The organism is Sorangium sp. So ce1335 (assembly GCF_051521615.1).
Lineage (GTDB): Bacteria > Myxococcota_A > Polyangia > Polyangiales > Polyangiaceae > Sorangium.
On record NZ_CP150363.1, the window covers coordinates 708,405 to 721,488 of the forward strand.

At 74.2% G+C, this 13,084-nt stretch carries 9 protein-coding genes; 4 read left to right on the forward strand and 5 right to left on the reverse strand.

All coding sequences use genetic code 11. From position 1 onward, the window contains the following. The first annotated feature begins 26 nt into the window (after window positions 1-26). The 3 genes from WMF24_RS02560 (at window position 27) to panB (ending at window position 4,134) form a co-directional block, all read left to right on the forward strand. The gene (locus WMF24_RS02560; protein ID WP_437734737.1) at window positions 27-2,357 is read left to right on the forward strand and encodes an HD domain-containing phosphohydrolase; all 2,331 of its coding nucleotides are present in this window, start codon (window positions 27-29) and stop codon (window positions 2,355-2,357) included. Between the two features lie 23 nt (window positions 2,358-2,380). Next, window positions 2,381-3,001, forward strand: coding sequence for a GNAT family N-acetyltransferase (locus WMF24_RS02565; protein ID WP_437734738.1), 621 nt, complete (start codon window positions 2,381-2,383; stop codon window positions 2,999-3,001). 188 nt (window positions 3,002-3,189) lie between these two features. Continuing rightward, window positions 3,190-4,134: a 3-methyl-2-oxobutanoate hydroxymethyltransferase gene (gene panB / locus WMF24_RS02570; protein WP_437734739.1), complete on the forward strand. Its 945-nt coding sequence runs from the start codon at window positions 3,190-3,192 to the stop codon at window positions 4,132-4,134. 40 nt (window positions 4,135-4,174) lie between these two features. Here panB and WMF24_RS02575 read toward each other — a convergent pair whose 3' ends face one another. Then, the gene (locus WMF24_RS02575) at window positions 4,175-6,274 is read right to left on the reverse strand and encodes a VWA domain-containing protein (RefSeq protein ID WP_437734740.1); all 2,100 of its coding nucleotides are present in this window, start codon (window positions 6,272-6,274) and stop codon (window positions 4,175-4,177) included. Further along, window positions 6,271-7,215, reverse strand: coding sequence for a DUF58 domain-containing protein (locus tag WMF24_RS02580; RefSeq protein WP_437734741.1), 945 nt, complete (start codon window positions 7,213-7,215; stop codon window positions 6,271-6,273). Before WMF24_RS02580 ends, WMF24_RS02575 begins: the two co-directional genes overlap by 4 nt. Before the next feature lie 196 nt (window positions 7,216-7,411). Here WMF24_RS02580 and ftsH point away from each other — a divergent pair, with 196 nt between their 5' ends. Next, a complete protein-coding gene (gene ftsH / locus WMF24_RS02585) occupies window positions 7,412-9,250 on the forward strand; it encodes an ATP-dependent zinc metalloprotease FtsH (RefSeq protein ID WP_437734742.1) in 1,839 nt (612 codons plus the stop codon). 3 nt (window positions 9,251-9,253) lie between these two features. On the opposite strand, the gene WMF24_RS02590 is transcribed toward ftsH, so the two are convergent. The 3 genes from WMF24_RS02590 to WMF24_RS02600 form a co-directional block, all read right to left on the reverse strand. After that, window positions 9,254-10,687 (reverse strand): choice-of-anchor D domain-containing protein, encoded by a 1,434-nt coding sequence (locus WMF24_RS02590; protein ID WP_437734743.1) that lies wholly within the window; start codon window positions 10,685-10,687, stop codon window positions 9,254-9,256. A 61-nt stretch (window positions 10,688-10,748) separates the two neighbouring features. Further along, on the reverse strand, window positions 10,749-12,023 hold the full coding sequence (locus tag WMF24_RS02595; RefSeq protein ID WP_437734744.1) for a serine/threonine-protein kinase: 1,275 nt from the start codon (window positions 12,021-12,023) through the stop codon (window positions 10,749-10,751). After that, the gene (locus tag WMF24_RS02600) at window positions 12,020-12,997 is read right to left on the reverse strand and encodes a LysM peptidoglycan-binding domain-containing protein (protein WP_437734745.1); all 978 of its coding nucleotides are present in this window, start codon (window positions 12,995-12,997) and stop codon (window positions 12,020-12,022) included. Before WMF24_RS02600 ends, WMF24_RS02595 begins: the two co-directional genes overlap by 4 nt. Window positions 12,998-13,084: the final 87 nt, after the last annotated feature.

Below are 13,084 nucleotides of genomic sequence, written 5' to 3' on the forward strand. Positions count from 1 at the left end.
AATTTTTGAGTAGAATCAGGGTTTCGATGGCTTCCGTTCACGGATTGAACCAGCGGATTGCCGATCGCCTCGTCCTCGAGGGGCGCATCACCCCGGACGACCACCGTCGCGCGGTGGAGTACGCGATGCGTACGCGCGGCCGCATCGAGGATGCCATCATCGAGCTCGATATCGTCAACGAGGCCGAGCTCCTGAAGTTCATCGCGACCGTCCACAACACCCGCTTCGTCTCGACCGAGAAGCTCTCGAAGGCGATCATCGAGCCCCGCGTCCTCGCCAAGGTCTCGGCGATCACCGCGACGTTGCACGGCGTCTTCCCGGTCCTGCTCGACGAGCGCAACACGACGCTCTCGGTCGCGACAGCGGACCCCGACAACGACGCCGCGCTGCACGAGATCCGGCTGGCCGCGGGCGTGCGGGACGTGCGCGCCATCGTCGCCAGGCCGGCGGCCGTGCGCGCGGCCATCGCGTACCACTACCGGGGCGACACGACCGCGTTCAACTCGCTGCTCCGACCGGTCAGCTCGTTCGACGAGATCCTGTACAACAACGCCAACAGCAACCCCTTCGAGCGCACGTCGGCGTCCCACGATCGCGCGTCCATGATGCACGACCGCGCATCGATGATTCACGATCGCGCGTCGATGACCCACGTGCCCGCGCCGCATCCGCAGACGATGCACGGGCAGACGATGCACGGGCAGACGATGCACGGACAGCCCACGCACGGGCAGACGATCCCCGGGCAGACGATGCACGGGCAGCCCATGCTCGCCCAGCCCGCGCACGCGCAGCCGCCGCACGTCCAGCCGATGCACACGCAGACGATGCACACGCAGACGATGCACGGGCAGCCTGCGCACGCGACCCCGCCGCTCGCGCCGATCCCTGTGCCGCTCGTCGCGACGCCGCCGGTTCCGGCCGTCATGCGGGCGCCCTCGGCGCCGCCCCGGGGTGCCACGGCCGGCCCCCCGCCCACGCCGGTGCCGCCATCGCCTCCGGTCCAGCCGCAGCAGGCCGCGCCGGTGTCGGCGCCGGTCCCTCCGCCGCCGCACCCGACGACGAGCCACGCGTACGTCGAGACGCTCAACGTCCTCGTCAGCCTGCTCGAGAACAACCGGCAGGACCTGCGGGGCCATTCCTCCACGGTCGCGCGCATCGTCCGGAAGCTCTGCGAGCGCATCGGCCTGCCGCCGACGACGGTCGCGAGCTACGTGGCCTCGGCCTACCTGCACGACCTCGGCAAGAACGGCCCGTACCACCTCACCGCGCTCAACGTCGCCGAGTACGAGGGCCACCGGCTCGCCGCGACGAAGAGCGTCGACCTGCCGGCGCACCTCATGGAGTCGGTGGGCCTGCCGCAGGATGTCGTCTCGTCGATGAGCCTGATGTACGAGCGCTACGACGGCAGCGGCTTCCCCGATGGCCTGTCCGGCAAGGAGATCCCGCTCGGCGCGCGCATCCTCGCGGTCGCGGACACCTACGCGGACCTGACGCAGAACCCGCGCAATCCGTACCGCAAGGCGCTCCGCCCGGCCGAGGCCTGCGACGTGCTCGCCCAGTACCGCGGCACGATCTTCGATCCGAACATCGTCGACCTCTTCCGCCAGGTCATGACCGGCGACGACATGCGCGCGAAGCTCCTGTCCGACCGGCACCAGGCGCTCATCGTCGACCCGGATCCCGAGGAGACGACCGTGCTCGAGCTGCGGCTCCTCGAGCAGGGGTTCGAGGTCTCGATCGCGCGCAACGTGGCGCAAGCGCGCCGCGAGCTCGAGACGAAGGACATCGAGGTGGTCGTCAGCGAGATCGACCTCGAGGAGCCCGACGCCGGCCTCACGCTCCGGGCCGACGCGCTGAAGCTCGGCTTCGGCCGCGACAAGACGTGGGTCATCCTCACCGCGAAGACGGACCGGCAGACCGCCCAGCGCGCGTTCGACCTCGGCGTCGACGACTTCGTCTCGAAGCCCGCCTCCACCGACGTGATGGCCGCCAAGCTCCGCCAGCTCATCGAGCGGCGCTCCTCGACCGCCGTCCCGCGCGGCGTGTCCGGCTCGCTCGCCGAGATGGGCCTGCCGGACATGATCCAGATCCTCTGGCACGGCCGGAAGACGTGCGCGCTCAAGATCCAGGCGAACTCGATGGCCGGCGAGATCCACTTCGCCGACGGGCAGGTCGTGCACGCGCTCTGGGCCGGCGCGCAGGGCGAGGACGCGTTCTACCGGATGCTCACCCTCCGCGAGGGCGACTTCCGCCTCGATCCGAGCTTCTCGCCGAGCACCCGCAGCATCACCGCCTCGCCCGAGGCGCTGCTCCTCGAGGGGATGCGACGCCTCGACGAAGGGACCCTGTCGTAGGCGCGTCGCGCGCGGAGGCCGGGTTGAAGAGCCCCGTCTGCATCGAGACGCCGCGGCTGCGCCTCCTCGTCCCGCCCCCCGAGCTCGCCGGCCGCTACCTCGCCTATTTCGAGCGCAACCGCGACCACCTGGCCCGGTGGGATCCGCCGCGCCCGGAGGGCTTCTACACCGAGGCGTTCTGGCGCGAGCGCCTCCTCCGCGATCACGACGACCTCGCCGCGGACCGGGCGCTGCGGCTCGCGCTGCAGTGGCGCGGCGATCCCGAGGGCGAGGTGATCGGCGTCTGCAACTTCACGCAGTTCGTCCGCGGCGCCTTCCAGGCCGCGACCCTCGGCTACTCGCTCGACCAGCGCGCCGTGGGCTCGGGCGTCATGTTCGAGGCGCTCCAGGCGGCGCTCGCGTACATGTTCGACACGCTCGGCTTCCACCGGGTGATGGCGAACTACCTGCCGCACAACGAGCGCAGCGGCCGGTTGCTCCGGCGCCTCGGCTTCGTCGTCGAGGGGTACGCCCGCGACTACCTCTACATCGACGGCGCCTGGCGCGACCACGTCCTGACGGCGCTGACGAACCCCCGCGCCGCGCCGCCGCGCGCGCCGGCCGCGGCGCTCCCCCCCGGGAGCGCCGGCCAGCGCCAAGGTTGACCGGGCTGCGCGGCTGCGCGACGGCGCGACGGCGCAACGTCCGTGGCGACCCGTAACCGTGGGAGATCGCTGGAGATTGCGGCAGGGCGACCGCGGCGGCCCGCGCGCCGCGTCTTGCCCGGGAGCCGGCCCCGCTCTAGCCTCCCCGGAGGCGTGGACCGCAGGTGCGGCCGCGACCCGGAGGCACAATGTACGGTCCGCAAGGCAATGGTGGCGGCAGCGCGCGCAGACCGGCGCAGCGCTCGGCGAAGGTCACTGTCCCCGAGATCCGCTCCCGCAAGGGGATCTCGCCGATCGCGATGGTGACGGCCTACGACTTCACGATGGCGCGGCTGCTCGACGAGGGCGGCGCCGACATGCTGCTCGTCGGCGACTCGCTCGGGATGGTCGTGCAGGGGCACAACACGACGCTCCCCGTGACGGTCGAGGAGATCTGCTACCACGGGCGCGCGGTGGCGCGGGGCGCGCGGCGGGCTCACGTCGTCGGCGACATGCCGTTCATGAGCTTCCAGCTCTCCCCGGTGCACGCGCTCGAGAACGCCGGGCGGATGATGAAGGAGGGCAGCTTCGAGAGCATCAAGCTCGAGGGCGGCGCGGAGATCGCCGAACACGTGCGCCGGATCGTCGCCGCCGGCATCCCGGTGATGGGCCACCTCGGGCTCACGCCGCAGTCCGTGCACGCGATGGGCGGCTTCAAGGTGCAGGGCAAGGGCGACGAGGCGGCCGAGCGCCTCATCGCCGACGCGCGCACCCTCGACGAGGCGGGCGTCTACGCGATCGTGCTCGAGGCCATCCCGCCGGACCTCGCGCAGGAGGTGACCGCGGCCGTGTCCGTCCCGACGATCGGCATCGGCGCCGGGGCCGGGTGCGACGGGCAGGTGCTCGTCTGTTACGACCTGCTCGGGATGTTCCGCGAGCTGACCCCGAAGTTCGCGAAGCGCTTCGCCGAGGTCGGCGACCAGATCGTGGAGGCCACGCGCGCCTACGTGGACGAGGTGCAGTCGCGCACGTTCCCCGCCGCGGAGCACAGCTTCAAGCCGAACGGGCCGCGCCGGGCCCCCGTGGCCGCGGCGCCCGCGAAGCCCGAGTTCCCGCCGGCGGACGAGATCCCCGCGCACTGGCAGACGCACTGAGGCCCTCGGCCGGCTCCGGCCGGCCTGGACCCTCGCCTGCTCATCCGGCCCGGGCCTCCGCCGGCTCTCGCCGCGCTCCGATGGCGCGCAGCAGGAGCTCGGCCGCGAGCAGCAACAGGAGCAGCAGCGCCACGTAGGGCGACGCGTCGATCGACGCGGACATGCCGCCCAGCTCCGCCGCGCGGGCGCTCTCGGCGACGCGCCGGGGGCGCAGGTCGATCTCGCGCTCCGGGACCGACACGACGCGCGTCGAGCGCTCGCCGTCCAGGGTCAGCTCGTAGAGACCGGCGATCGGGGGCGACACGCGCAGCCTCCGCTCGACCTCGGCGACGGGGAGCGGCTCGCGCGCCGCGGAGCCCTGGCTGCTGTCGACCCGCACGCGCTCGACCTTCACGTCCTTGTAGCCGTCGAACGTCCACGTCTCGCCCGCGGCGAGGCGGCGCGCCCCGCCCCGGGCGCGCGCGGCGCCGACGAACCCGTCGAGGAGCGACAGGAACGCCGGCCGCAGGGCGACGTCGCTCTCCTCCGTGCTGAGCGGCAGCGTCATGAACAGCACAACGCCGCGCCCCAGCGGGCGGCGCACGAGGAACGGGGCGCCGTCCTTCCACCGGGCGAGCACCTCGGCGCCCTCGGAGGCCTCCGGGCCGAGGGTGGCCCGGCCGCGCGGGGCGACGTCGGCGAGGCCGGCCGCCGACGGGCCGAGCCAGCCCGCCGTCGCGGGATCCACGCCCGGCACCGGGGACGTCGACCATCGGACGACGCCGGGCACCAGCGGCTCGAACCCGGCGCCGAGCGGCGCCGCGGCCGCGCGCTGGCCGAGCGTCAGGAGCGCGACGCCGCCGCGCTCGACCCACGCCGCGAGCGAGCGGCGCACCTCGGGCGTGAACCCCGGCGCGTCGTCGACGATGAGCCCCGCGTGCGCGGCCAGCTCGTCCGCGTGCTCCGGAACGGTGGGCAGCGGCCGGATCTGCGCGTCCAGGTCGAGCGCCGAGAGCGCCTGCTCGAGCGGCGGAGGGCCGCCCGTCTCGACGTGCGTCGTCGCGGGGTCGACGACGACCGCGATCGAGAGCGGGCCGCCGGCGGAGATGATCGGCGCGCGGTCGTCCTCGGCGATCGCGTCGCTGCCCGTGAGCGCGGCGATCAGGATCTCGGGCGTCCCGGAGGGCAGGTCGATCGCGATCTCCTCGGCGCGCAGCGCCGGAGGGAGCGCGACCGTGGCGAGCACCGCGTCGCCGGCGCGCACCTCGAGCGAGCGCCCCGCGGCGGCGGAGGCGCCCGCGGCGGCCGCCGGCGCCGCGCCGCCGTCGCGCTCCGGGGCGGCGGCGGCCCCTTGCGCGTCGGCCGACGCGGCGGTGCACACGACGCGGACGCGCGCCCTCTGGCCGGATCGATCGGCGCGCACGATCCCGCAGTCCTCGCCGCCCGCCTCGAGCTCCCTGAGCGGCACCCACGTCGCGATGTCGGGGGTGCCCGCGATGGGCGGGGCGCCGGGCGCGCCGTCCGCGAGATCGCTGAGCAGCACGATCCGCTTGTCGCCCTGGGGCAGCCCCCGGAGCAGGTCGCGGGCGAGGTCGAGCGCGCCGTCGAGATCGGTGGCGCGGTCCGACGGCGTCACCGCGGCGAGCGCCTCGGTGACGGCGGCGAGGTTCGTCGTCGACGCGAGGGCGACGCGGGCCGGGGCGCCCGCGAGGACGATCGCCGCGGCGTCGCCGGGCGCGAGCCCGCCGGCGAGCTCGCGCGCGGCCGTCAGCGCGCGCTCGAACCGCGAGGGCGCGCCGCCAGGCCGCGCGTCGCTCCCGCCGCCCCCGCCGCCCGACCGCGCCCGCATGCTCAGCGAGTCGTCGACGACGATCGCGAGCGCGACGGACGCGCCGGCCTTCCGGCTGAGCGACAGGTGCGAGCAGCGCAGGAGCGGCGTCGCGCCGAGCACCGCGAGCGCGAGCACGGAGAGCGCCCGGGTGGCGAAGAGGGCGCGGTCCTCGAGGAGGCTCCGGCGCCGCGCCGTCGGCGGCGTGGCCGGGACCAGGCGCGCGGGCGGAAAAGGCCGCTCCTCGGCGCGGCGGCGGCGCAAGAGGTGCGCGGCGATCGGCGCGCCGACGAGCAGCGCGACGAGGAGCGCGCCGAGCGTGACGAAGCTCATCGCCGCGCCTCCGCGATCGCCCGCACGAGGGCGCGGACGACGTCGGTCGGCGGCTCGTCGGTCGTCGCCCGGAGCAGTCGCCCGCCGCGCGACGCGAGCGCGCGCGACCAGGCGTCCGTGAGCTCGGCGAGGCGCGCCTGGTACTGCGCGCGGACAGCGCCCGCGTCGGCCTCGACCACTGCGCCGCCCTCGAGGGCGCGGAGGCGCACGTTGCCCTCGAAGTCGAGCTCCGCCTCGCTGGGGTCGAGCACCTGGAGGGCGATCAGCGTGCGGCCGCCCGTGCCGAGCGGCGCGAACGCGGAGAGCGCGCCCTCCGCGCCAGATTCCTGAGCGAGATCCAGTAGATCCGAGATGAGCAGGACCACCGCGCCGCGGCGGGCCTTCTTCGCGACGGGCGCGAGCGCCCGCTCGATGGCGCTCGCGTCGCCGCTCCAGTCCTGCGCGGCCGACGTGGCCTCCAGGGCGCCGACGATCCGCTCGAACGCCTCGCGCCCGGCCATGGCGGGCAGGCCGTGGGTGCCGGCCCCGCCGAGCCAGGCGAGCCCCACCGGGTCGCCGGTGGCGAGCGCGACGCGGGCCATCGCCGCGGCGACGAGCGCCGCGTAGGCGAGCTTGGCGCCGGGGGCGCGCCGGCCGCGGTAGGACATCGAGGCGGTCGCGTCGACGCACAGCCAGAGGGCGCGATCGGTCTCGGTCTCGAACTCGCGCACCATCAGGCGGTCGTGGCGGAGCAGCGCGCGGCGATCGAAGAAGCGGAGATCGTCGCCCGGCACGTACGGCCGCTGCCCGCCGAACTCGACGCCTGCGCCCTTGCGGATGCTCCGGTGCATCCCGGCGTAGACGCCCTCGGCGATGGCCCGCGACCTGAGGCGCAGCGGGGCGAGCCCGCCCCAGTCGATGGGAATTGCGGCGAGCGGGGCGCGGGCAGGAGAGGGCGGCACAGGGGCGCTTTCTTAGCGTGGATCCCCGGGGCGATCACCCGCCGTGCGGGCCCTGCCGGGCCGCGCTCGGCCGGCCCTGCGTTCCTTCCCTCGCGCGGCTTTACCGCTTGCTTTCCCGTTCTTCCGGGGCCGAGGGCTTGCCGTGGCGACGCCCACCACACATCAGCTCCATGGAATGGCTGACGAGAGGAGACCGGTGTCGCGCGCGTGGCTCGGATACCTGCTGATCGCCGTCGCGATCCTGGTCTTTTCCGGGATCCTCGGGCCGCTGAGGCGGCCGCTCGTGCCGTACGACGAGGCGGTCGCCGAGGTGCGGCGCGGGGAGGTCGCCGCGGCGGTCGTGAAGCCCGACGAGGTCGAGCTGGTCCGCCGCGGCAGCGCGGAGCGGCCCGGGGAGCGCGTCCGCGTGACGCGGCTGCCCGGCGTCCAGGACGAGCCGCTCATGAGGGCGCTGCTCGACCAGGGGATCCGCATCGAGGCGAAGAGCGCGGCCTCCTCGGCGTGGCTGCAGGTGGCGATCTGGCTCGTGCCGCTCGTCCTCATCAACGCGGTGTTCTTCCTGATGCTGCGCCGGGCGGGGCAGGGGGCCGGAGGGCCGCTCGGGTTCCTGCGCAGCAAGGCGAAGGTCTACGACCGGTCGAGGCAGGAGCCGGTGCGCTTCTCGGACGTGGCGGGGGTCGACGAGGCCAAGGACGAGCTCGTCGAGGTCGTCGACTTTCTCAAGGAGCCGTCGCGGTACCGGTCGCTCGGCGGGCGGATCCCGCGCGGCCTCCTGCTGATCGGGCCGCCCGGCACGGGCAAGACGCTGCTCGCGCGCGCCGTGGCGGGCGAGGCGAACGTGCCGTTCTTCTCGCTGAACGCGAGCGAGTTCGTCGAGATGTTCGTCGGGCTCGGGGCCGCGCGGGTGCGCGAGCTCTTCGAGGAGGCGCGCAGGAGCGCGCCCAGCATCGTGTTCATCGACGAGATCGACGCCGTGGGCAGGGCGCGGGGCGGCCTCGGCGCCATCGCGACCCACGACGAGCGGGAGCAGACGCTCCACCAGCTCCTCGCCGAGCTCGACGGCTTCGACGCGCGCACCACGGTGATCCTGATGGCCGCCACGAACCGGCCCGAGGTGCTCGATCCTGCCCTGCTGCGGCCCGGTCGCTTCGACCGTCAGGTCATCGTGGACCGGCCCGACCTGCGGGGCCGCGAGGCGATCCTCGCCGTGCACGCGCGGCGGGTGCCGCTCGCGAACGGCGTCGACCTCGGGCTCGTCGCGCGCCGGACGCCCGGCATGGTGGGGGCCGATCTCGCCAAGATCGTCAACGAGGCGGCGCTGGCCGGGGCGCGGCGAGGCGCCAGGGAGATCGGGCAGGCCGACTTCGACGAGGCGCTCGATCGATCGCAGCTCGGGCTCCGGCGGCGCGGGCAGATCATGACCGCGGAGGAGCGGCGGCGCGTGGCCTACCACGAGGCCGGGCACGCGCTCGTCGCGCTCGCGCTGCCGGCCGCCGATCCGGTGGAGCGGGTGTCGATCGTGGCGCGCACGATCGGCGCGCTCGGGGTCACGATCCAGGTGCCCCGCGACGAGCGCCAGCTCGTCACGGAGCAGGAGATCGAGTCGCGCGTCACGGTGATGCTCGGCGGCAGGGCGGCCGAGGAGATCGCGCTGGGCCAGGTGTCGAGCGGCGCGCACGACGACCTCGGGCGGGCCACTGCGCTCGTGCGCGAGATGGTGACCCGCCTCGGGATGAGCCGGCGCCTCGGGCTGCCCGCGCTGTCGCGCAACGTCGGCGCGCCGATGCTCGGGGTGATCCAGGAGGAGCGCACCTGCAGCGAGGAGACCGCGCGCGAGATCGACGAGGAGGTGAGGGAGCGGCTCGGCGAGATGTACCTGAAGGCAAAGCAGCTCCTCGTCGATCGCCGCGAGGGCCTCGAGGCGGCCGCGGAGGCGCTCGTGCTCAAGGAGACCCTGCGCGGCGAGGAGCTGGAGCGCATCGCGGCGGTGTCGACGCGCCGGAAGATCTCCGTGGGGTCGCCGAGCGCCGCCTGAGGCTCAGGCCGCGCGGCGCCGGCGCCCGAGGCCGCCCGCGAGCGCGGCGAGCGACAGCCCGGCGGCTGCCCACGCCCCGCCGCCGCCGCGCTGCGCGCCGGCCGCGCGGCACGCGCAGCCGCTGTCCTGCGCCGGCGGCTCACCGCCGTCCTGCGGCGCCTCCGGCCTCTCGACCCCGACGCCCCTCACGGTGATCGCCTGCTCCGGGGCGTCCGGATCGTTCGACGCGACGAGGACCGTCGCGGTGAACTCGCCGGCGGCCTTCGGCGCGAAGCGGATCGCGAGATCGACGGCCGTCTCGGCGTCGATCTCGAGCGCCGCGTCCGCGAGCTCGAAGCTCTCCGCGTCGTCGGTCGTCACGGCGACGTCGAGCCGCGCCTCTCCGGCGTTGGACAGCGCGACGAGCTCCGCGTTGACCTTGCCGACCTCCACCGCGCCGAAGTCGATCTCCTGCGTGTCCAGCGCGAGGTCCGGGAGCGGCACGTGGACGCGCTCGCCCTCGAAGATCCAGTCCCGCTCGGTGATCGGGAAATCGAGCGGGATGTCGGCGATCGGGATCGACCACTCGCGGCCGAGCAGGCTGACGGCGAACGCGGGGATGAGGTGGAGCGTGCCCTCGTACCGCACCGAGCCCTCGGGCCGCACGTTGAGCTCGACCGACGGGCCGCCCAGGTACTCCGTCGAGGACGCGCCCTGCTCCGCGGTGATGTCGCCCCCGCGCACCGTCGTCTGCTCGAGTGTCTCGATGGCCACGCGATGCGTCACGTAATGGGCGGTGACGTCCATGGCGACATCGAGCTCGAACCTGCCGTCGATGCCGGGGATCGATCCGAGGATGTCGGCGAGGGAGACGGACGCGAGCCGCTGGACGTCGGTCGAGCTCGCCAGCGTGATGCCCGGCTCCCAGCCCCAGCCGTCGAACGTGTCGCGGGTGTGCACCTGGAAGTCGACCTGGGGGATGTAGGGGATATCGCCTGTCCAGTCGACGTCCTGGCCCAGGACGGAGACGTTGATGCGCCCCTGGGCGCTGACGTCGAGCCCATAATCGCAGGTAAACGAGCTTCCGCCGTCGTCGCCGGGGGCGGTGAGCGAGAGCGCCTCTGGCCACGTCGCCTCGAGCGCGCCGCTCAGGGAAACCTCGGTGTTCGCATAGACCGCCGCCCGCAAGCTCACTTGCAGCGGCGAGCCCGGCGGAATCCAGCCCGTCTCGAAATCGAGCTCGAGCGGGATGGCCTCTCTGCGCTGGAAGGTGACAGGCCCCCGCTCACAGAACAGCGGGTCGTCGGGGCACGGCGCGGCGAGCGCGTCGTAGGCGGAAGCCGCGGCGGGGGCGAGGAGGGTGAGCGCCGCGGCGGCGCAGCGGAGCGCGCCCACGCGCCGGCGCCGAGCAGAGAGGAGAGCCGCGGGGGCAGCGTCGCCGTACAGCAGGGAGCGCATGATCGCGATTATCGCGATCCGGGCGCGCCACGTCATCATCGCATTCCAGGGCGGCGCGCGGTCAACGTGCTCCGAACAGCGTGCCGACCGCGATCCCGGCGACGGCGCAGAGAATGGCCACCACGGTCCAGAGAATGCGCTCGCGCGACAAGCCGCCCGCCGTCGTCGCGCCGTTGCCAGGCGCTCCGCTGAGGCCCGCCGTCGTCGCGCCGTTGCCAGGCGCCTCGCTGAACACCGGAGCTCTCGCCGCGGGCAGCTCCGGGACGACCGCGCTCCCCCGCGGCGCGGCGGGAGGCGCGACGTCCGGGATGAAAGCGTCGCTCGCGGCGAAGGCGGCGTGGTCCAGGCCGGTGCGCTCGAGCTCCAGCTCGGTGATCGAGATGGCGTCGTGGAGGCTCTCGCGGGAGTGGCCGACGAAGCGCCGCTCGCGGCAGGCGCGCAGGGCGTCGGCGAAGGCGCGGGCGCTCGGGTGCCGGTCGGCCGGGCTCTTGGCGAGCGCCCTCAGGATGACCGCCTCCAGGCCGGCCGAGATGAGCCGGCCGCGCTCGCTGGCGCGCGGCGGCAGCGGCTGCTCGGCGATCTGCGCCGTCATCACGGCGATGGGCGTCCGCTTGCTGAACGGCACGGCGCCGACGACCATCTCGTAGAGGATGCAGCCGAGCGCGTAGACGTCGCAGCGCGGATCGACGTCGTCTCCGCGCACCTGCTCCGGCGCCATGTACTCGGGCGTGCCGAAGATCATGTCCTGCTCGGTGAGCCCGGTCGTCATCTGCTCGCCGTGCACCACCTTCGCGAGCCCGAAATCGACGACGCGCACGCGGCCCGCGAGCGGCGCGGGCGCGGCGCCGGCGTGCTCGTCCGGCGACGCGGACGGGCGCTCGACGAGCACGTTGGCCGGCTTGAGGTCGCGGTGGATCACGCCCGCAGCGTGCGCGGTCTCCAGCGCGGAGCAGATCTGGACGGCGATCTCGATCGCCAGGTCGATGTCGAGCGGCGCGCGCTCCTGCAGGAGCTCCTCGAGGGAGCTGCCGTCGATGTGCTCCAGCGCGATCGCGATGAGCCCGCCCTCCTCGATGAAATCGAGCATCCGGACGACGTGGGGACCCTCGACGCGCTTCAGGATCGCGGCCTCGCGGTGGTAGCGCCTGAAGATCTGCGGCGTGCCGGAGAGGTGCCTGTGGATCACCTTGAGCGCGACGCGCCGGCCGTCCTCGTCGCGGGCGGCGCGGTACACGACGCCGGAGGCGCCCTCGCCGATGACCGACTCCACCGTGTACCGCGAGGCGACGCGGTGCCCGGCGGGCAGGCGCTCGGGCGCGGGCTCCGGGGAGATCACCGCGCGACCCCCGCGTCCACGGGGGGCGGCGTGGGCTCCGGCGCTGGGGCCCTGAGGTGCAGATCCGTCGACGAGGTGCACGCGCGAACGATCTTCGGGCTCAGCTCGATCGGGTCGAGCGGCGCGGTCGGATCGGCCTCGCGCCACGCGGCGCAGGCGGTCTCGGCGAGCCCGGTCGCGTCGAGCGCGACGTAGGCCTCGAGCAGGTGCCGGTGCACCGTGGCGACCTGCATCCGGGCGAGGTCGCCGTAGCCGAGCAGGCGGTTCGCCCGGGCCACGGCGTCGATGTAGCGGCCGCTCCGCACGTCGCCGGCGAGCTGCGGGAGCTCGGCGTCGACGCGGCGCTGGGCCTCGCGCGCGCGGCCCGCCCCTTCGGAGCGCACGAGCGCGCCGGCGCTCGCGGCCTCGGCCTTGCCCTCCGCCGTGAGCGGCAGATCCGTCAGCGGCACGAGGATCACCATGCCGCGGCGCAGCGTGTCCTTCTTGAGGTGGTTGTACTTGTGGAGCATCCACGCCTTGTCCCGCTTGCCGAGGAAGCGATAGGCGATGGTGAGCAGGTTGTCGTTCTGGCCGACGACGTACCGCAGGTTGTACGGCACGATGATCTCCAGGCCGTCGGTCGGCTCGATCCACGGGTAGGTGTCGTTCGACAGCGCGAGGACGTCGCTGCGGTCGGCGGCGCCGAGCAGCCGCTCCGCGAGGCTCGCCCAGGTCTCGCCGGCGGTGACGCGGTGGTGGCCGAGCGCGGGCACCTCGAGCCGGAGGCCGGGCATGATCGGGACGCCGGCGCCCGCGTCGAGCGCGTTGGCGGCGACGAGCACCTGCTCCATCTGCACGCGCCCGTAGGTGCGCTCCGCGATCTGCGCGAGGGTCTCGCCCTCGCGGACGACGTGCGGGAACGCCGCCGCGGCGCTGGCAGCCAGCGTCGTCGCGGCCAGGACTCCCACGGAAAACCAGGTGCGCCGAGAGCTCACGGGGGCCGAGGGTACCAGGGGTCCGCGGCGCAGCGCGATGGGCTCGCGCGGCGGAGCCCGCGCAGGGCCGGGCGCGCGCCCGCAATT

Bases quoted from the DNA above. Each gene is read 5' to 3' on its own strand.
- WMF24_RS02560 (WP_437734737.1), top strand. From the start codon at position 27: ATGGCTTCCGTTCACGGATTGAACCAGCGGATTGCCGATCGCCTCGTC.
- WMF24_RS02575 (WP_437734740.1), bottom strand. From the start codon at position 6,274: ATGAGCTTCGTCACGCTCGGCGCGCTCCTCGTCGCGCTGCTCGTCGGC.
- panB (WP_437734739.1), top strand. From the start codon at position 3,190: ATGTACGGTCCGCAAGGCAATGGTGGCGGCAGCGCGCGCAGACCGGCG.
- WMF24_RS02590 (WP_437734743.1), bottom strand. From the start codon at position 10,687: ATGCGCTCCCTGCTGTACGGCGACGCTGCCCCCGCGGCTCTCCTCTCT.